16 protein-coding genes are annotated in these 18,447 nt (G+C 59.8%); 11 read left to right on the top strand and 5 right to left on the bottom strand.

The window, feature by feature from the left end:
* Nucleotides 1-123: 123 nt before the first annotated feature.
* The gene (locus ATI02_RS05685; protein WP_100845696.1) at nucleotides 124-1,353 is read right to left on the bottom strand and encodes an acyl-CoA dehydrogenase; all 1,230 of its coding nucleotides are present in this window, start codon (nucleotides 1,351-1,353) and stop codon (nucleotides 124-126) included.
* A 185-nt stretch (nucleotides 1,354-1,538) separates the two neighbouring features.
* On the opposite strand from ATI02_RS05685, the gene ATI02_RS05680 reads away from it, so the two are divergent.
* The 3 genes from ATI02_RS05680 to ATI02_RS05670 all read left to right on the top strand — a co-directional run bounded on the left by ATI02_RS05680 (nucleotide 1,539) and on the right by ATI02_RS05670 (nucleotide 4,114).
* Nucleotides 1,539-2,468 (top strand): LysR family transcriptional regulator, encoded by a 930-nt coding sequence (locus tag ATI02_RS05680; protein ID WP_100845695.1) that lies wholly within the window; start codon nucleotides 1,539-1,541, stop codon nucleotides 2,466-2,468.
* A 198-nt stretch (nucleotides 2,469-2,666) separates the two neighbouring features.
* Nucleotides 2,667-3,068, top strand: a complete 402-nt coding sequence (locus ATI02_RS05675) for a MerR family transcriptional regulator (RefSeq protein WP_027614625.1) — start codon at nucleotides 2,667-2,669, stop codon at nucleotides 3,066-3,068.
* A 146-nt stretch (nucleotides 3,069-3,214) separates the two neighbouring features.
* Nucleotides 3,215-4,114, top strand: coding sequence for a hydroxymethylglutaryl-CoA lyase (locus tag ATI02_RS05670; protein ID WP_095189901.1), 900 nt, complete (start codon nucleotides 3,215-3,217; stop codon nucleotides 4,112-4,114).
* A gap of 660 nt (nucleotides 4,115-4,774) precedes the next feature.
* Here ATI02_RS05670 and ATI02_RS05665 read toward each other — a convergent pair.
* Nucleotides 4,775-6,472, bottom strand: coding sequence for an AMP-binding protein (locus tag ATI02_RS05665; protein WP_100845694.1), 1,698 nt, complete (start codon nucleotides 6,470-6,472; stop codon nucleotides 4,775-4,777).
* Nucleotides 6,473-6,650: 178 nt separating this feature from the next.
* On the opposite strand from ATI02_RS05665, the gene ATI02_RS05660 reads away from it, so the two are divergent.
* The 4 genes from ATI02_RS05660 to ATI02_RS05645 all read left to right on the top strand — a co-directional run bounded on the left by ATI02_RS05660 (nucleotide 6,651) and on the right by ATI02_RS05645 (nucleotide 12,314).
* The gene (locus ATI02_RS05660; RefSeq protein ID WP_077573652.1) at nucleotides 6,651-7,814 is read left to right on the top strand and encodes an isovaleryl-CoA dehydrogenase; all 1,164 of its coding nucleotides are present in this window, start codon (nucleotides 6,651-6,653) and stop codon (nucleotides 7,812-7,814) included.
* A gap of 12 nt (nucleotides 7,815-7,826) precedes the next feature.
* Complete coding sequence (locus ATI02_RS05655; RefSeq protein ID WP_100845693.1) at nucleotides 7,827-9,434, top strand: carboxyl transferase domain-containing protein; 1,608 nt, start codon at nucleotides 7,827-7,829, stop codon at nucleotides 9,432-9,434.
* Nucleotides 9,435-9,549: 115 nt separating this feature from the next.
* Nucleotides 9,550-10,365, top strand: coding sequence for a gamma-carboxygeranoyl-CoA hydratase (locus tag ATI02_RS05650; RefSeq protein ID WP_095189905.1), 816 nt, complete (start codon nucleotides 9,550-9,552; stop codon nucleotides 10,363-10,365).
* Entirely contained in the window at nucleotides 10,365-12,314 is a 1,950-nt protein-coding gene (locus ATI02_RS05645; RefSeq protein WP_100845692.1) for an acetyl/propionyl/methylcrotonyl-CoA carboxylase subunit alpha, read from the top strand. The genes ATI02_RS05650 and ATI02_RS05645 overlap by 1 nt, the downstream gene beginning before the upstream one ends.
* 39 nt (nucleotides 12,315-12,353) lie before the next feature.
* Here ATI02_RS05645 and ATI02_RS05640 read toward each other — a convergent pair whose 3' ends face one another.
* Entirely contained in the window at nucleotides 12,354-13,013 is a 660-nt protein-coding gene (locus tag ATI02_RS05640) for a LexA family protein (protein ID WP_095189907.1), read from the bottom strand.
* 129 nt (nucleotides 13,014-13,142) lie between these two features.
* Here ATI02_RS05640 and ATI02_RS05635 point away from each other — a divergent pair, with 129 nt between their 5' ends.
* Both ATI02_RS05635 and ATI02_RS05630 read left to right on the top strand, forming a co-directional pair.
* On the top strand, nucleotides 13,143-13,484 hold the full coding sequence (locus ATI02_RS05635; RefSeq protein ID WP_095189908.1) for a DUF6124 family protein: 342 nt from the start codon (nucleotides 13,143-13,145) through the stop codon (nucleotides 13,482-13,484).
* 475 nt (nucleotides 13,485-13,959) lie between these two features.
* Nucleotides 13,960-15,111 carry a M14 family metallopeptidase gene (locus tag ATI02_RS05630; RefSeq protein WP_100845691.1) on the top strand — a complete coding sequence of 384 codons (1,152 nt, stop codon included), beginning with the start codon at nucleotides 13,960-13,962 and terminating at the stop codon, nucleotides 15,109-15,111.
* A 211-nt stretch (nucleotides 15,112-15,322) separates the two neighbouring features.
* Here ATI02_RS05630 and ATI02_RS05625 read toward each other — a convergent pair whose 3' ends face one another.
* Together ATI02_RS05625 and ATI02_RS05620 are read right to left on the bottom strand one after the other, a co-directional pair.
* Entirely contained in the window at nucleotides 15,323-15,868 is a 546-nt protein-coding gene (locus ATI02_RS05625; protein ID WP_095189910.1) for a cytochrome b, read from the bottom strand.
* Nucleotides 15,865-16,959: a catalase family peroxidase gene (locus tag ATI02_RS05620; protein WP_100845690.1), complete on the bottom strand. Its 1,095-nt coding sequence runs from the start codon at nucleotides 16,957-16,959 to the stop codon at nucleotides 15,865-15,867. Before ATI02_RS05620 ends, ATI02_RS05625 begins: the two co-directional genes overlap by 4 nt.
* Nucleotides 16,960-17,117: 158 nt before the next feature.
* On the opposite strand from ATI02_RS05620, the gene ATI02_RS05615 reads away from it, so the two are divergent.
* Both ATI02_RS05615 and ATI02_RS05610 read left to right on the top strand, forming a co-directional pair.
* Nucleotides 17,118-17,624, top strand: a complete 507-nt coding sequence (locus tag ATI02_RS05615; RefSeq protein ID WP_100845689.1) for a sigma-70 family RNA polymerase sigma factor — start codon at nucleotides 17,118-17,120, stop codon at nucleotides 17,622-17,624.
* Nucleotides 17,621-18,367 (top strand): anti-sigma factor family protein, encoded by a 747-nt coding sequence (locus tag ATI02_RS05610; protein ID WP_095189913.1) that lies wholly within the window; start codon nucleotides 17,621-17,623, stop codon nucleotides 18,365-18,367. The genes ATI02_RS05615 and ATI02_RS05610 overlap by 4 nt, the downstream gene beginning before the upstream one ends.
* Nucleotides 18,368-18,447: the final 80 nt, after the last annotated feature.

Here is an 18,447-nt window from a genome sequence, read left to right as displayed (position 1 = left end):
TTGATGGGTTGAATATTCAGGCCCTTTCGCGAGCAAGCCCGCTCCCACATTTGATCGCATTCCTCCAATTGGAATGCGGTTGAATGTGGGAGCGGGCTTGCTCGCGAAGGGGGCGACGCGGTCTTAGTGACCGCTACGCAGCATTTCCTTCGGCACATACTTGCCGATCTCAAACTTGCCAATCGCCGCACGGTGTACTTCGTCCGGGCCATCAGCCAAACGCAAAGTACGTTGCATCGCATACATATAAGCCAGCGGGAAATCGTTCGACACACCTGCCCCGCCATGCATCTGGATCGCCCGGTCAATCACCCGCAGCGCCACGTTGGGTGCGACCACCTTGATCTGTGCGATCTCGCTTTTCGCCACTTTGTTGCCGACAGTGTCCATCATGTAGGCGGCTTTCAGCGTCAGCAGACGCGCCATATCGATTTCCATCCGCGAGTCGGCGATCTTGTCGACGTTACCGCCCAGTCGTGCCAGCGGTTTGCCGAACGCGGTGCGGTTCACTGAACGTTTGCACATCAATTCCAGCGCACGCTCGGCCATGCCGACCGAACGCATGCAGTGGTGAATACGGCCCGGGCCAAGCCGGCCCTGAGCAATTTCGAAACCGCGTCCTTCACCCAGCAGGACGTTTTCGTACGGCACCCGCACGTTGTCGAACAGCACTTCGGCGTGACCGTGCGGCGCATCGTCGTACCCGAACACGGGCAGCGGCCGGACGATTTTGACGCCGGGGGTATCGACCGGCACGAGGATCATCGAGTGCTGGGCGTGGCGCGGCGCATCGGGGTTGCTCAGGCCCATGAAGATCAGGATCTTGCAGCGCGGATCGCAGGCGCCGGAGGTCCACCATTTCTTGCCGTTGATCACCCACTCGTCGCCATCGCGCACGGCGCGGGCGGCCATGTTGGTGGCGTCGGAAGAAGCGACATCCGGTTCGGTCATGGCGAATGCCGAGCGGATCTCGCCGCGCAGCAGCGGTTCGAGCCAGCGCTGTTTCTGTTCTTCGTTGGCATAACGCACCAGCACTTCCATGTTGCCGGTGTCCGGCGCCGAGCAGTTGAACGGCTCCGGGCCTAACAGCGAGCGGCCCATGATTTCTGCCAATGGCGCGTATTCGAGGTTGGTCAGGCCGGCGCCGAGTTCCGACTCTGGCAGAAACAGGTTCCACAGACCTTCAGCCCTGGCCTTGGCTTTGAGCTCTTCCATGATCGCTGTCGGCTGCCAGCGGTCGCCTTCGGCAACCTGGCGTTCGAACACGGCTTCGGCCGGGTAAACGTAAGTGTCCATGAACGCGGTTACGCGCTCACGCAGTTCTTGCACCTTGGGCGAATAAGCGAAATCCATGAGCAGCTCCCGATGGTTGAGGCAGTTCTTGAGCAGAGGTTGTTTAAGTCATGCAATCGATGCTAGAACAGCGCTGATAATTTACCTAGCCTATTCTCGGCGTGTATAAACATTCATCACCGATATATGATCGGCTGATTGCCAGCCCCTAAAACACCGCCGTTAATAACAAGAGAAGCCGCGTTATGAATCTGAGCAAGGTCGACCTCAACCTTTTCATCGTCTTTGACGCGATCTACACCGAAGCCAACCTGACGCGCGCCGGGCAGATTGTCGGTATCACTCAGCCGGCGGTGTCCAACGCATTGGCGCGGTTGCGCGAAACCTTCAACGACCCGCTCTTCGTGCGCACAGCCCAAGGCATGGTGCCAACCCCGATGGCTCAGAACATCATTGGCCCAGTGCGCAACGCGCTGTCGCTGCTGCGGGTGTCGGTTCAGGAAAGCCGTATTTTCAACCCGGCACAGGCAGTGAAGACCTACCGCATCAGCATGACCGACCTCACCGAGGCGGTGATTTTGCCGCCGCTGTTCCAACGCCTGCGCCGCCTGGCACCGACGGTGATCATCGAAAGTTTCCTGTCGAAACGTCGCGAGACCACCAAGGAACTGGCGGCCGGGCGTCTGGATTTTGCTGTGGACGCGCCACTCAACACCGACCCACAGGTGCGCCACGTCAAGCTGATGGAAGATCGCTACGTCTGCGCGATGCGCAAGGGCCATCCGATGGCGGGCAAGGAAAAACTGTCGCTGGATGATTATCTGTCGCTGACCCATATCCATATTTCCAGCCGTCGCAGTGGCCTGGGTTATGTCGACCTGGCACTGGGCAAAATGGGCATTCAGCGCAAGATCGCCCTGCGCTCGCAGCATTACCTGATGGCGTCCCAGGTGATGCAGCAGACCGACATGGTCATGACCGTCCCGGAGCGTTTTGCCCGGCGGCATGAACTGCACGCGTTCAATCTGCCGGTCAATGATGTGCCGCCGGTGGAGACGCACTTGTACTGGCATGAAAGAACCGATCAAGACCCGGCGAACCGCTGGATGCGCGAGCAGATGATTGAGTTGTGCCAGCAGGTGACGGCGCATGAGAAGAAGCTGGATAAGGTGTAAGGCTTTTTACCGCGTCATCGTTCTTCGCGAGCAAGCCCGATCCCACAGTTGACCGCGTTCATCCAGATGGAATGCAATCAACCTGTGGGAGCGGGCTTGCTCGCGAAGGGGCCATCAAATACAACACAAATCATCCCGCTTGACGTAAACGTCAACTCGCCATTAGCTTAGCGCCAAGACCTTTTTCCGAGCGCTTTCATGAGCAGCCAGACTTACAGCATTTCCGACCTCGCCCGCGAGCTGGACATCACCACCCGGGCGATCCGCTTTTATGAAGAGCAAGGCCTGCTCAGCCCCGAGCGACGTGGCCAGGAACGCATCTATTCGCCCCGCGACAAGGTCAGCCTGAAGCTGATCCTGCGCGGCAAGCGCATCGGCTTTTCGCTGGCCGAATGTCGCGAGCTGATCGAACTCTACGACCCGTCCAGCGGTAACACCAAACAGCTCAACAGCATGCTGGCGAAAATCGGCGAGCGCCGCGAACAGCTGGAGCAACAGTTGCTCGACATCGAACAAATGAAGCTGGAACTCGATACCGCCGAAGAGCGCTGTGTGCAGGCGTTGGAGCAGACGCTCAAGAGCCAGCAAATAGCGCAGTAATTGGACACAACATTTCCCCGGTGGGAGCGGGCTTGCTCGCGAATGCGGTGTATCAGATACCCATTTGTCGCCTGACACTGCGCATTCGCGAGCAAGCCCGCTCCCACAAGGGGGTCACCTCGAATTCAAAAGCACAGGTCTGCCCAATGTCCCTCCCCTCCCAAGTACGCCTGATCGAAGTCGGCCCGCGCGATGGCCTGCAGAACGAAGCGCAACCCATCAGCGTCGCCGACAAGGTGCAACTGGTCGATGCGCTGAGCGCCGCCGGTCTTGGCTATATAGAAGTCGGCAGTTTCGTTTCACCGAAGTGGGTACCGCAGATGGCCGGTTCCGCCGAGGTGTTCGCGCAAATCCAGCGTAAACCCGGCGTCACCTATGGCGCGCTGGCACCGAACCTGCGCGGGTTCGAAGATGCGGTCGCGGCCGGGGTCAAGGAGGTTGCGGTATTCGCCGCCGCGTCCGAAGCCTTCTCGCAGCGCAATATCAACTGCTCGATCAACGAAAGCCTGGCGCGGTTTGCGCCGATCATGGAAGCGGCGCAACAGCACGGCGTTACCGTGCGCGGTTACGTTTCCTGCGTGCTCGGCTGCCCATACGAAGGCACAGTCGCGCCGGAACAAGTGGCGATGGTTGCACGCGAGCTGTACGCGATGGGCTGCTATGAAGTGTCCCTGGGCGACACCATCGGCACCGGCACTGCGGGCGCGACTCGTCGTCTGTTCGAAGTGGTGTCGGCCCAAGTGCCACGGGACAAACTCGCCGGGCATTTCCACGACACCTACGGCCAGGCCATGGCCAACATCTACGCCAGCCTGCTCGAAGGCATCAGTGTGTTCGACAGCTCTATTGCCGGCCTCGGCGGCTGCCCGTATGCCAAAGGTGCGAGCGGTAACGTTGCTACTGAGGACGTGGTGTACCTGCTCAATGGCTTGGGCATCGAGACCGGTATCGATCTGGACGCCTTGATTGCTGCGGGTCAGCAAATCAGCGCCGTGCTCGGTCGACCGAGCGGTTCGCGCGTGGCCAAGGCTCGCCGCGCACAGTGAGGTGTTACCGCCGCGAGTGAAATGTGGGCACAAGCGAGTAACACGGAAACAAATTGTCTGGCTTTGCCTGAATGAAAAATCCCACAAAAATCACAAATCCTTGATTTATAAGGCTTTTATAAAGTTGGCACGCGTTCTGCTATCTCTATGGCATAACAAGAATAAAAAGCAGCAAACCAATAAAAATAAGACGTACCGACTCTGACATAACAAAAACAACACGGCAGAGACGCAGCTAACAGATTTTTTTGGAGAAGGTGTGCTTTTCAGGGTGCTCTCAGGAGTGACCCGCAACCGGGCAGAGAACAATAAAACTACCTTCAGGTAGCTCCCGAATCGGTTGGATCGCTTAGCGAGAAAGTAGATCAGCGCTCAAAAAAATACGTTTGCTCTTGACCCCGGATGGGGGTCGCCAAAAACAGCGGTAAAGGGCCACGGTTGCCAAAAACAACAACAGACCGCCCCTCAATAATAAAAAAGAGCACGCGACGACAAAATTAAAGGGGAGCTTCGGCTCCCCTTTGTGCTTTCTGCGATTTGTGTTTTCACTGAATATCCCTTGTGGGAGCGAGCCTGCTCGCGAAAGCGGTGTATCAGACACATCTGCGCTGAATGACACACTGCATTCGCGAGCAGGCTCGCTCCCACATTGAATCCTCGTCAGGCGAGCTTTTCGCGTAGTTCTTCGATACTGATCTCACGCATCCTGAACTTCTGGATCTTGCCCGTCACCGTCATCGGAAACTCGTCGACGAACTTGAAGTGCCGTGGCGTCTTGAAGTGCGCGATGCGCTCCTTGCACCAGGTTTGCAGCTCCAGCTCCGAAGCACTGTGGCCGGGGTGAAACTTGATCCAGGCAACAATCTCCTCACCGTAACGCGAACACGGAATGCCGACTACCTGCACGTCCGCCACCGCCGGATGCGTGAAGAAAAACTCCTCCAGCTCACGCGGATAAATGTTCTCGCCACCACGGATGATCATGTCCTTGTTACGCCCGGCGATGTTCACGTAGCCGTCGTCATTCATGCTGGCCAAGTCGCCGGTGTGCATCCAGCCAGCTTCATCGATGGCCTCGGCGGTGGCCTGCGGGTTGTTCCAGTAGCCGAGCATCACGCTGTAACCGCGGGTGCAGAGTTCGCCGATGATGCCGCGCGGGACCAGGTTGCCGGCCTCGTCGATGATCTTGCTTTCCAGTTGCGGCTGGGTGCGGCCGACGGTGGTCACGCGCAACTCCAGTTCGTCGTTCGGGCCGGTCTGCAGTGACACCGGGCTGGTTTCGGTCATGCCGTAAGCGATCTGCACTTCGCTCATGTGCATCTCGCTGATGACCCGGCGCATCACTTCGATCGGGCACGTGGCACCGGCCATGATCCCGGTGCGCAGGCTCGACAGATCGAACTCGGTGCGTTGTGGCTGATCAAGCATGGCGATGAACATGGTCGGCACGCCGTACAGGCCGGTGGCTTTTTCCTCGGCGACGGTTTGCAGCGTCAGCAACGGATCGAAGGCGTCGTTGGGGTAGATCATCGTGCTGCCGTGGGTGATGCAGCCGAGGTTGCCCATGACCATGCCGAAGCAGTGATACAGCGGCACCGGGATTACCAGGCGATCAAGCGGCGTCAGACCGATGCTTTCACCGACCATGTAACCGTTGTTGAGAATGTTGTAGTGACTGAGGGTCGCCCCCTTGGGGAAACCGGTGGTGCCGGAGGTGTACTGGATGTTGACGGGTTGATCGAAGTGCAGGCTGTCGCTGCGTTCACGCAGCTGTTCTGGAGAGACAGTAACGGCCAGATCGGCCAGTTGCGACCACGGCAGGAAACCTGATGGCGGCTGGGCGTCAAGACTGATCACGCCGCGCAAGTCCGGCAGGCGCTCACTGCGCAACTCACCGATGGATTGTTCGGCCAGTTCGGGCACCAATCCCTGCAACATGCCGTGATAGTTGGAAGACTTGAACGCCCCGGCGCACACCAGCCACTGACAGCCAGCTTGCTTGAGCACGTATTCGAGTTCGGAACTGCGGTAGGCCGGATTGATGTTGACCAGGATCACGCCGATTTTCGCCGTGGCAAATTGCGTGATGCACCACTGCGCGCAATTCGGCGCCCAGATACCGAGCCGGTCCCCCGTCTGTAGACCCAGTGCAAGCAAGGCTCTGGCATTCAGATCCACCGCATCGGCCAGTTGCCGCCACGAGTAGCGCAACTGCTGATGGCGCACCACCAGCGCCTCGCCGTCCGGGTATTGCGCGACGGTCTGAGCGAACTTCTGCCCGATGGTCATCGCCAGCAAGGCTTGGTCCTGGGAGCCGCGGGTGTAACTGCGCTGCGGGTTTGCACCGGGTTGATCCATGACGACCCCTATTGTCTTTATTAGTGGGTTTAGCAATCTTGAACTGCCCCTACTCTGGCTCAAGTTGACGTTAACGTAAAGGTTGATTGACAGCCAATCATCACAGGCTTACGTTAACGTAAAGGTGAGAACTGAAACAGCCTTCTCCCCACCCTACAAAAAAGCCAAAAGGTGACCCATGAGCTACCCATCCCTGAACTTCGCCCTCGGTGAAACCATCGACATGCTGCGCGATCAGGTTCAGTCCTTTGTCGCTAAAGAGATCGCCCCGCGCGCGGCGCAGATCGATAGTGACAACCTGTTCCCCGCCGACATGTGGCGTAAATTCGGTGACATGGGCTTGCTCGGCATCACCGTGCCGGAAGAGTACGGCGGCGCTGGCCTGGGTTATCTGGCGCACGTGGTCGCGATGGAAGAAATCAGTCGTGGTTCGGCCTCGGTGGCGTTGTCCTACGGCGCGCACTCCAACCTCTGCGTCAACCAGATCAACCGCAACGGTAACCACGAACAGAAAAGCAAATACCTGCCGAAGCTGATCAGCGGCGAGCACGTCGGCGCACTGGCCATGAGCGAGCCGAACGCCGGTTCCGACGTGGTCTCGATGAAACTGCGTGCCGACAAACGCGGCGACCGCTACGTCCTCAACGGCAGCAAGACCTGGATCACCAACGGCCCGGACGCCAACACCTACGTGATCTACGCCAAGACCGATCTGGAAAAAGGCCCGCACGGCATTACCGCATTTATCGTCGAGCGCGACTGGAAAGGCTTCAGCCGCAGCAACAAATTCGACAAGCTCGGCATGCGCGGCTCCAACACCTGCGAGCTGTTCTTCGATGACGTCGAAGTGCCGGAAGAGAACATCCTCGGCGTGCTCAACGGTGGCGTGAAAGTGCTGATGAGCGGCCTCGACTACGAACGCGTCGTGCTGTCCGGCGGCCCGACCGGGATCATGCAGTCGTGCATGGACCTGATCGTGCCGTACATCCACGACCGCAAACAGTTCGGCCAGAGCATCGGCGAATTCCAGCTGATCCAGGGCAAAGTCGCCGACATGTACACCCAGCTCAATGCCAGCCGCGCCTATCTCTACGCCGTGGCCCAGGCCTGCGAGCGTGGCGAGACCACCCGCAAGGACGCCGCTGGCGTGATCCTCTACACCGCCGAGCGCGCCACACAAATGGCCCTCGACGCCATCCAGATTCTCGGCGGCAACGGTTACATCAACGAATTCCCTGCGGGGCGCTTGTTGCGTGACGCCAAGCTGTACGAAATCGGCGCAGGCACCAGTGAGATCCGTCGCATGCTGATCGGTCGCGAACTGTTCAACGAAACCCGCTAAACGGAGCTGGCCATGGCTACCCTGCACACTCAGCTCAACCCGCGTTCAGCGGAGTTCGCCGCCAACAGCGCGGCGATGCTCAAACAGGTCGACGCCCTGCACACCCTGCTCGCCCAAGTGGCGCAGGGTGGCGGCGCAAAAGCTCAGGAACGTCACACCTCGCGGGGCAAACTGCTGCCGCGTGAGCGCATCAACCGCTTGCTCGATCCGGGCTCGCCGTTTCTGGAAATCAGCCAGTTGGCCGCCCACGCCGTTTACGGTGAAGACGTACCGGCCGCCGGGGTGATTGCCGGGATCGGCCGGGTCGAAGGCGTCGAGTGCATGATCGTCGCCAACGACGCGACGGTGAAAGGCGGTTCGTACTACCCGCTGACCGTGAAAAAGCACCTGCGCGCGCAGACCATCGCTCAACAGAATCGTCTGCCGTGCATTTATCTGGTGGACTCGGGCGGCGCCAACCTGCCGCGACAGGACGAAGTGTTCCCGGATCGCGAGCACTTTGGGCGGATCTTCTTCAACCAGGCCAACATGAGCGCGATGGGCATTCCACAAATCGCCGTGGTCATGGGCTCGTGCACCGCCGGCGGTGCTTATGTGCCGGCGATGGCTGACGAAGCGATCATGGTGCGCAATCAGGCGACGATTTTCCTCGCCGGCCCGCCGCTGGTGAAAGCCGCGACCGGCGAAGTGGTCAGCGCCGAGGATCTGGGCGGTGCCGATGTGCATTGCAAGATTTCCGGGGTCGCCGACCATTACGCCGAGAGCGACGAACACGCCCTCGCCCTCGCCCGCCGCAGTGTCGCCAACCTCAACTGGCGCAAGCTCGGCGAAGTGCAACAGCGCACTCCGATCGCTCCGCTGTACGCCAGCGACGAGTTGTACGGCGTGGTATCGGCCGATGCCAAGCAACCGTTTGATGTACGCGAAGTGATTGCGCGACTGGTCGACGGTTCGGTGTTCGATGAATTCAAAGCGCTGTTCGGCACCACGCTGGTCTGCGGCTTTGCGCATCTGCACGGTTACCCGATCGCGATTCTGGCCAACAACGGCATCCTCTTCGCCGAAGCCGCGCAAAAAGGCGCGCACTTCATCGAACTGGCCTGCCAGCGCGGCATCCCGCTGCTGTTTTTGCAGAACATCACCGGCTTCATGGTCGGCCAGAAATACGAGGCCGGCGGCATCGCCAAGCACGGCGCAAAACTGGTGACAGCGGTGGCGTGCGCCAAGGTGCCGAAATTTACTGTGATCATCGGTGGCAGCTTTGGCGCCGGTAACTACGGCATGTGCGGTCGCGCTTACGACCCGCGCTTCTTGTGGATGTGGCCGAACGCGAGGATTGGCGTAATGGGCGCCGAACAGGCCGCCGGCGTACTGGTGCAGGTCAAGCGCGAACAGGCCGAGCGCAGCGGCCAGGCGTTCAGTGCCGAGCAGGAAGCCGAGATCAAGCAACCGATCCTCGACCAGTACGAAGAACAGGGTCACCCCTACTATTCCAGTGCCCGGCTGTGGGACGACGGCGTCATCGACCCGGCGCAGACCCGCGATGTGCTGGCCCTGGCCTTGTCCGCGTCGCTGAACGCGCCAATCGAACCGAGCCGCTTCGGCGTGTTCCGGATGTGATTTTTTGTGGGAGCGAGCCTGCTCGCGAAAGCTTCAGCGCGGTCCATCTGTCTTACCGCGCAATCGCTCTTCGCAAGCAGGCTCGCTCCCACAGAAAACGTGGAGACGGATGAATATGAGCGATTTCAACACCCTCGAACTGCAGAGCGACCCACGGGGTTTCGCGACGCTGTGGCTCAACCGCGCTGAAAAGAACAACGCCTTCAACGCCGAGATGATCCGCGAACTGATCCTCGCCCTCGACAAGGTCGCCAGCGATGCCAGCCTGCGTTTTCTGCTGGTGCGCGGGCGCGGCAAGCACTTCAGCGCCGGCGCTGATCTGGCGTGGATGCAACAATCGGCCGAACTCGATTACCACACCAACCTCGACGACGCCCGCGAACTGGCAGAGCTGATGTACAACCTCGCCAAGCTGAAAATCCCGACCCTGGCCGTGGTGCAAGGCGCAGCGTTCGGCGGCGCGCTGGGCCTGATCAGTTGCTGCGACATGGCCATTGGTGCCGATGACGCGCAGTTCTGCCTGTCGGAAGTGCGCATCGGTCTGGCGCCAGCGGTGATCAGCCCGTTCGTGGTGCAAGCCATCGGCGAGCGCGCGGCACGTCGTTACGCCTTGACCGCCGAACGTTTTGGCGGTCAGCGGGCGCGGGAAATAGGTTTATTGTCCGACAGCTATCCGGTCGCGGAGCTTGAGCAACAGGTCGAACAGTGGATCGACAATTTGCTGCTCAACAGCCCAGCCGCGATGCGTGCGAGCAAAGACTTGCTGCGTGAAGTCGGCAACGGCGCCCTGACCCCGGCCCTGCGCCGCTACACCGAAAACGCCATCGCCCGTATCCGCGTCAGCCCCGAAGGCCAGGAAGGTTTGCGCGCGTTTCTGCAAAAACGTCCGCCGAACTGGCAGGCCGCAACCACCACCAAGGAGCCGCGTTGATGAGCGCACCTGTTCTCACCACCCTGCTGGTGGCCAACCGTGGCGAAATCGCTTGCCGGGTCATGCGCACCGCCAAAGCCCTGGGCCTGACCACTGTTGCCGTGCACAGCGCCACCGACCGCGAAGCGCGGCACAGCCGTGAGGCGGACATTCGCGTGGACCTGGGCGGCAGCAAAGCGGCCGACAGTTATCTGCAAATCGACAAACTGATCGCGGCGGCCAAAGCCAGCGGCGCTCAGGCGATTCATCCGGGTTATGGCTTTCTGTCCGAGAACGCCGGGTTCGCTCGCGCTATCGAAGCGGCGGGCCTGATATTCCTCGGCCCGCCGGCCTCGGCCATTGACGCGATGGGCAGCAAATCTGCGGCCAAGGCGTTGATGGAAACCGCGGGTGTGCCGCTGGTGCCGGGTTATCACGGCGAAGCGCAGGACCTCGATACCTTCCGCGATGCCTGCGAACGTATCGGCTATCCTGTGCTGCTCAAGGCTACGGCTGGCGGTGGCGGCAAAGGCATGAAAGTGGTTGAGGAGGTCAGCCAATTGGCCGAAGCCCTCGCCTCCGCTCAACGAGAAGCGCAGTCGTCGTTCGGCGACTCGCGGATGCTGGTGGAGAAATACCTGCTCAAGCCACGCCATGTGGAGATCCAGGTGTTTGCCGATCAGCATGGCAACTGCCTGTATCTCAATGAGCGTGATTGTTCGATTCAGCGCCGCCACCAGAAAGTTGTCGAAGAAGCCCCGGCACCGGGCCTGACCCCGGAACTGCGCCGGGCGATGGGTGAAGCGGCCGTGCGTTCGGCGCAGGCGATTGGTTATGTCGGCGCGGGCACCGTGGAGTTCTTGCTCGATTCGCGTGGCGAATTCTTCTTTATGGAGATGAACACGCGGCTGCAGGTTGAGCACCCGGTTACCGAGGCTATCACCGGTCTGGATCTAGTGGCGTGGCAGATTCGCGTCGCCCGTGGCGAAGCGCTGCCGATCACTCAGGATCAGGTGCCTTTGAATGGGCATGCGATTGAAGTGCGTCTGTATGCCGAGGATCCTGCGAATGACTTCCTGCCCGCTACCGGACGCCTGGATTTGTATCGTGAATCGGCTGAAGGGCCGGGACGTCGAGTCGATAGCGGCGTTGAGGAAGGTGATCAGATTTCGCCGTTTTACGACCCGATGCTCGGCAAGCTGATTGCCTGGGGCGAGGACCGTGAACAGGCGCGCCTGCGGTTGTTGAGCATGCTCGATGAATTTGCAATTGGCGGGTTGAAAACCAATATCAATTTCCTGCGGCGGATCATTGCGCACCCGGCGTTTGCCGCAGCGGAACTGGATACCGGGTTTATCCCGCGTTATCAGGAGCAACTGTTGCCGGCTCCGGGCGAGTTAAGTGATGCGTTCTGGAACGCGGCGGCGCAGGCGTTTGCGCAGAGTCTGCCGCAGGTTTCCCGGGCGGATGATCCGGGTTCGCCGTGGGTTACGGGCTGCGGTTTGCGTGCTGGCCTGCCGCGAGAAATCGCCCTGCATTTGAGTTGCGAGGGCCAGGATCGGGCGCTGACGCTGGGAGCCGGTGGCGACGCCAAACTCTCGGCTGAAGCGCTGGTTGTCGCGCGCGACGGCGTGCGTCGTAGCCTGCGCGCTATCCGTCAGGGCAATTCACTGTATCTGCAATGGGAAGGCGAGTTGCGGCGCATTGAGTCGTACGATCCGATCAATGCCGTCGAAGCCGGCCACAGTCATCAGGGCGGATTGACCGCGCCAATGAATGGCAGCATCGTGCGAGTGCTGGTTGAGGCCGGGCAATCGGTTGAGGCCGGTGCGCAACTGGTGGTGCTGGAGGCGATGAAGATGGAGCACAGCATCCGCGCGCCACACGCAGGCGTGATCAAAGCACTGTATTGCCAGGAAGGTGAGATGGTCGGCGAAGGCAGCGCTTTGGTCGAATTGGAAGAAGTGTGAATCAAGGATCGATCCTACGCTTGGCGAGGATCGATCTGACTAGTAACGCGCCGTTGCCTGAACCACAACGCCGATGATTCGACACTCGTCGGTGAACAGGGCTTTGGGCCAGGTCGGATTGAGCGGTACCAGATAACGCTGGCCGCCCTCTTCGTCAAGCTTGCGAAAAATCGCCTCATCGCTGTTCGGCCACTGGGCGATGACCAGCTTTCCGGGCAGCGCTTCCACCTCCGGATCTACCAGAATCAGCATGCCTTCGGCAATGCTCGAGCCGGTGGGCGCAGTCATCGAATCACCCGTCACTGTCAGCCAGAACGCCGCACCTCGGGCGTGGTAATCCGTCAGTTCGAAGCGTTGTTTGCTTTGCGTCGGGGCGTAGGACGTCGGTTCACTCTCCCGTGCCTCGCAGGGGGTACGCCAGTCACTGACCGGGTAGCGAAAGTACGGGTTGTATTTCTGCGCCAGCGGCATATCGTCGTCCGGCGTGTCCAGGGGCTCGCGGATCACCAGCACCACCTCCAGAAAATCCATGCCCAGCGCCTGCAGCACGCGATTCATTTCCGTGATGCCCGGTTCCCGCCGCTTGTTCAGCCAATGGCCGATGCCGCCCTGGGACATGCCGACGCGCTCTCCGAGCTCTGTTTGAGTGATTTTGAGTTCACTCATCTTGGCCTTGACCAACTCAATCCATTTATCCATGTGCGGCACCTTACGCGTACGTCTTCGACCGACAAAACACATATTGTAGTATTTAAATTCAAGTCACAATTACGAATCGTACTATTCTGAGATCACGGATTTGAATCGACCAAGGAGTGACCTTTCACCATGAATATCAGCTGCAAAGACTTGCCCGACCTGCAGATGGACACCACTTTCACCTCGCCACAAGGCAACGCCGCAGCACAGCGTGCGCTGGACTACTACTTGAAACCAACTGTGTCAGAACCCGAGGTTGATGAGCGTTTTTTTGACGTCAGGCGTCACCTCAGCGGTGAAGAAGCCCTGGTGCATGCCTCGGATCTGTTGCGTTGCGCAGCCGCTACCGCGTTCAAGGCAGCCGAAAACCTGCAAGGCGCAAGTCGCGATCTGGCGTTTTCGGTAGTACACATGGTGGATATGGCGCGGGCGATGGTCGACCATTCGCTTGATGGCGAAGAAGAAGCGTGACGAAGAGATTTCGAGAGGACAGGAAAGAATTTTCCAATCGAGCAGATAAAATCATTTGACTTGCAAATGATAATGATTATTATTGCATGCAGCTGGTCGCGAGATCAGTCGATGGACCAGAGACCTTAGGTCGGTCTTCTGGACTATCTCCTCATCAGGCTAATCACGGTTTTTGACCCGGCTTTTTGCCGGGTCTTTTTTTGCCCGTTTTTCGGGCTTATGTCTTCAGGCTAATGAAGTCTTTGATGTTGCAAATTCGATGGCGCGGATAATATCAAAAGAATATCGCTTGGCAAGAGAAGCTCGGCGCCATTGGGGCAAACTAATGGTAATTAGCACTTGAGAATCAATCGCACAGACACTAAGCTGCGTCCGCGTCATGGAGGACGCCCCCGCCAACACCCCCGCGATTCTCCTCCGTTTCACCCCAGCCTGCTAAAGTAGCCGCCATAAAAATCATATTCAGGAACCGATTATGACCGTGGCCAAATCTTCGTTCGACATCAGCGCCAACTTCGACAGCGGCAATATCCAAGTCATCGACATCAGTAATCCGCTCAACCCGGTTCTGGCCATTCGACCAGACATGCGCAGCGCGCATTTCCAGTGGTTCCACTTCAAGGCCAGCGGCCTGCATGTCGGCCAGGAACACTGGTTTCGCCTGAACAACGCCAGCCAGTCTTCGTACAACAAGGCCTGGACCGGTTATCAAGCCGTGGCCTCCTACGACCACGTCAACTGGTTCCGCGTACCGACCATATTCGAAGGCGACTGCCTGCGCTTCTCGCTTGAAGCCACGCAGACTCACGCCTGGTTTGCCTATTTCGAACCTTACAGCCGTGGTCGCCACGACTGGCTGATCGAGCAGGCGCTGACCAAAGCCGGCACCGAACTGTTGGCCACCGGCAAAAGCGTCGAGGGGCGCGACATCCAGCTGCTGCGCAAAGGCAGCGGTGCGCAGGGTCAGCGCAAGGTCTGGATCATCGCCCAGCAGCATCCCGGTGAGCACATGGCCGAATGGTTCATGGAAGGCGTGATCGAACGTCTGGAAAGAAACGATGACCCGGTGCTGAACACATTGCTCGCCGGTGCCGACCTCTACCTGGTGCCGAACATGAACCCCGATGGTGCCTTCCACGGTAACCTGCGCACCAACGCCATGGGTCAGGACCTCAACCGCGCCTGGCAGAGTGCCAGTCAGGAAGTCAGCCCTGAGGTCTTGTTCGTACAGCAGCAGATGGAAAAGTACGGCGTCGATCTGTTCCTCGACGTACACGGCGATGAGGAAATCCCCCACGTTTTCACCGCCGGTTGCGAAGGTAATCCGGGGTACACACCACGGCTGGAAAAACTCGAAGAGCATTTCCGCAGCCACTTGAAGCACACCACCAAAGACTTCCAGACCAAGTATGGCTACACCCGCGACGAACCAGGCCAGGCCAACATGACGCTGGCATGCAACAGCGTCGGCCAGAAGTTCGATTGCCTGTCGCTGACGCTGGAAATGCCCTTCAAGGATCACGACGACGCACCGAATGCGCACACCGGTTGGTCGGGCAAACGCTCAATGCAGTTGGGTAAAGATGTTTTGACCACCATTGCCGACATGGTCGGTACGCTGCGCTGAACCTCTGCCCTCGCAATACCAAAAGATCGCAGCTTGTCTGCGATCTAGCGTGGTGCGGCTGTTCGCCGTTGCCTGCGGTATTGCCGTGGGCAATGTGTACTTCGCACAACCGCATGGGCCGGTTGGTACGGCGTGTGCCTGCTGGGTGCAGGCATCAACGCCGTGGCGCCGGGGAAAGTGGCGCATCCACACAATGCGCCGCCCCAACGGGTTAATCGCGATCGCGCCCACGCAACATGCTGGAGAGCACTTCGTCGCGACGCACCCAGCCATGGAACAGCGCCGCCGCCAAGTGCAGCAGCACCGTCAGGAACAACAGATACGCCAGATAGCCATGCGCTTTGCGCAGCAACGCAAACAACTGCGCATCGGCCGGAACAATGGACGGTAATTGCAGCGAAGTGCTGAGCATGACTGGCTCACCCGATGCGCTGATCATCGCCCAACCGAGCAGCGGCAGCACCAGCATCAAGCCGTAGAGCAACAGGTGCGATGCCTTGGCCGCGAACACCTGCCAGTCCGGCAGGTCCGCCGGCAGCGGCGGCTGGCGCGTCGCCAAGCGCACCACAATCCGCACGATCACCAGCGCCAGAATCGCGATGCCCAACGGCTTGTGCAGATGGATCAGCCATTCATGACGCTGTGAAACCGAAGTGACCATGCCGGCACCGATGAACAGCATCGCGATGATCATTACCGCCATCAGCCAGTGCAGCAGTCGCGCCAACAGGGCGAAATGTGTCGGTTGCGTGCTCATGGGCGAGCCTCCTGTTTGGCGGCGGGCAACTGGCTGACTTCGCTGGTGCGCCGCAGATAGGAATCGGCGTAACCGGCCGAACGTGCGGCGAGCAACGGGTCGTCGGTGCCTTGAATGCCGGACGGCAGCACCAATGGGTCGTAATTGATATCGCGGCACTCGCCACTCAGTTGCGGCTGGGTCTTGTCCAGCACCAACGTGCCGGCGTTCAACACCTTACGTCCGGCGGGCCAGGTTTTGCTGGCGTCGTTCACCGGATCATCGGGATTGGCCAAGGTGATATTCAACGCAAAGCGCAGTGGCGCGGCAGCCAAGCGCTGCACCAGATCCTTTTCCAGAAAGTCGCTGCCCTCAGGGGCGGTGGCACCTGCAGCATCCTGGGCCAGCGGTGTCATGCTCCAGCGCACGGCCTGTTTTTCCCCGCTGGCGTCCACCAGATAAAACGCATTGACGCTGTTGTAGGTTTCGGTAGCGTAACTGGCCGACGGCTTCGCGGTCTTCACCCAAGTCAGGAACGGTACGGCTTCGGGGTGCGCGGCAAAGAACGCCGGAACCTTGCCCGGATCGGGTTTACCCGTGGCCGGATCTGGCGATTGCGCCTGCTGCAATTGATAAAACGCCTCAGGCGTCCCCACCGGGAACACCGGCATACTGTTCATGCCGGTACGCCATTGCTGACCATTGGCCTGGGTGAAACGCAGCGCCAGACTGCGAATCGGCACGGCGCTATCCGGTGCATAAGGATTGCCCGCCGGCAATGCAAAACGCCCCACTACCGGAGTGCGTGGCTCGTTGAACACCTGCGCGGTGGAGAACACCCGCGCCTCGCCACTGCTCTCGAAATGGCCGATCACGCACACGCCTTTGGCGTGATTGCGGCGAAATCCGGGATGCACGCCGTTGTTCTTCTCCAGCACATCGACCAGCGCTTTGGGCGTCAGACGTTGTGGGTCGAAGTTGCCATGCACGTAGGCAAACGCCCCGGCCACGGCGGCGACCACGACGGCAATGCCGCCAAGACGCACTATCAGGCTCGCGGCACTCAGTGGCGGACGCTGCGGCCCGCCTGTGGGTGAAGTGCGATCAACCATGAATAACTCCAGGGCCATCGGCCACAAGTAGGAAGAATCAGCAAGACGCACCCCAGCAAGGTTTATTCCACGGGCCCGGTATTTATTTTTCCGATCGTGGAATAACCTCCAGCGACGGACGTCTCCCTAGTCCACAGCGTAGTGACTTGCAGAAACTCATGAGCGAATTCGACGAACAGTTGAGAGAAATCATTCCCAGATTGCGCCGCTTTGCCGTGTCACTGACGCGCAACAGCAGCAGCGCCGACGATCTGGTGCAGGCGAGCCTTGAACGGGCCCTGTCGAGTTGGGGCGACAAACGCGCCGACGGCGACCTGCGCGCCTGGCTATTTTCGATCCTCTACCGACAGTTTCTCGATGCTCATCGCCGCTCGCGCCGCTATGCGCGGATGCTCGAATTTTTCACCGGTCGCGACGATGCCGAACCGTCGGTCGAGCGCACCGTGATCGCTCAATCGACCCTGCAAGCCTTCGACCGATTACCTACCGAACAGCGCGCCCTGCTGCTGATGGTTTCGGTTGAAGGCCTTTCCTATAAAGAGGTCGCCGAGATTCTCGGCGCCCCGATCGGCACCGTGATGTCGCGCCTGTCCCGCGCCCGCCAGGCCTTGCGCCAACTCAGCGAAGGCGAAATCAACAGCCCTTCTTTGCGGATACTCAAATGATCAGCCTGCCTCCCAGCGAGCGTGACCTGCACGCTTACGTCGACCACCAACTCAGCGACGCCGACCGGCGTGTGCTGGAAACCTGGCTGGCCAGTCATCCGGATGCAGCCGCGCAAGTGCGCGCCTGGCAACAAGATGCCCAGCAACTGCGCGCAGCCCTCAGTGGCGCGTTGCAGCAACCGGCCAATCCGGCGCTCGATCCGGCGATGATTCGCCAGCGCCGCAAGCAGCAGTCACGCCGCCATCTGGCCAGCGCCGCGGTGTTGCTGATTGCGGTGAGCGTCGGCGGTTTCAGCGGCTGGCAGGCCCGGGAAATGACCCTCGTGCGCTCCTCCGTGCTGCCGATGACCGACGCCTTGCAGGCGTATCGATTGATTGCCCAGCAAGGCCTGTTGCCGGCCGATTACAAGGTCGACGGCGACGGCGATATGCAGCGCTGGCTCGACCGCTATTTCACTCAGGCGGGTCGCTTGCCCGATCTGAAGTCGGCCGGTTTTGAGCCCGTCAGTGGACGCCTGCTCAGTACCGATGAAGGGCCGGCAGCGATGGTGATGTATGAGGATGGCAGCGGGCACAGGGTGAGTTTCTATGTGCGGCCACCTGGGCCGCAAAACACCTTTCTGCCTCGGGGCAGCCGCAGTGATGGGGATTTGCGCGCCGAATATTGGTCGGGGGGCGGCTATAACTATGCGATTGTCAGCCCGGTTGATACACCGGCCGCCACACTGCTCAAGCAGTTCTGAAAATACTGCATAACCGTTGTAGGAGCTGCGGCACGCTGCGATCTTTTGATCCTGTTTTTTAGAATCAAGATCAAAAGATC

Origin of the sequence: Pseudomonas baetica (assembly GCF_002813455.1) — a bacterium.
GTDB classification, from domain to species: domain Bacteria; phylum Pseudomonadota; class Gammaproteobacteria; order Pseudomonadales; family Pseudomonadaceae; genus Aquipseudomonas; species Aquipseudomonas baetica.
The sequence above is the reverse complement of the archived record's forward strand: the minus strand, read 5'-3'. Positions and strand labels throughout refer to the sequence as shown.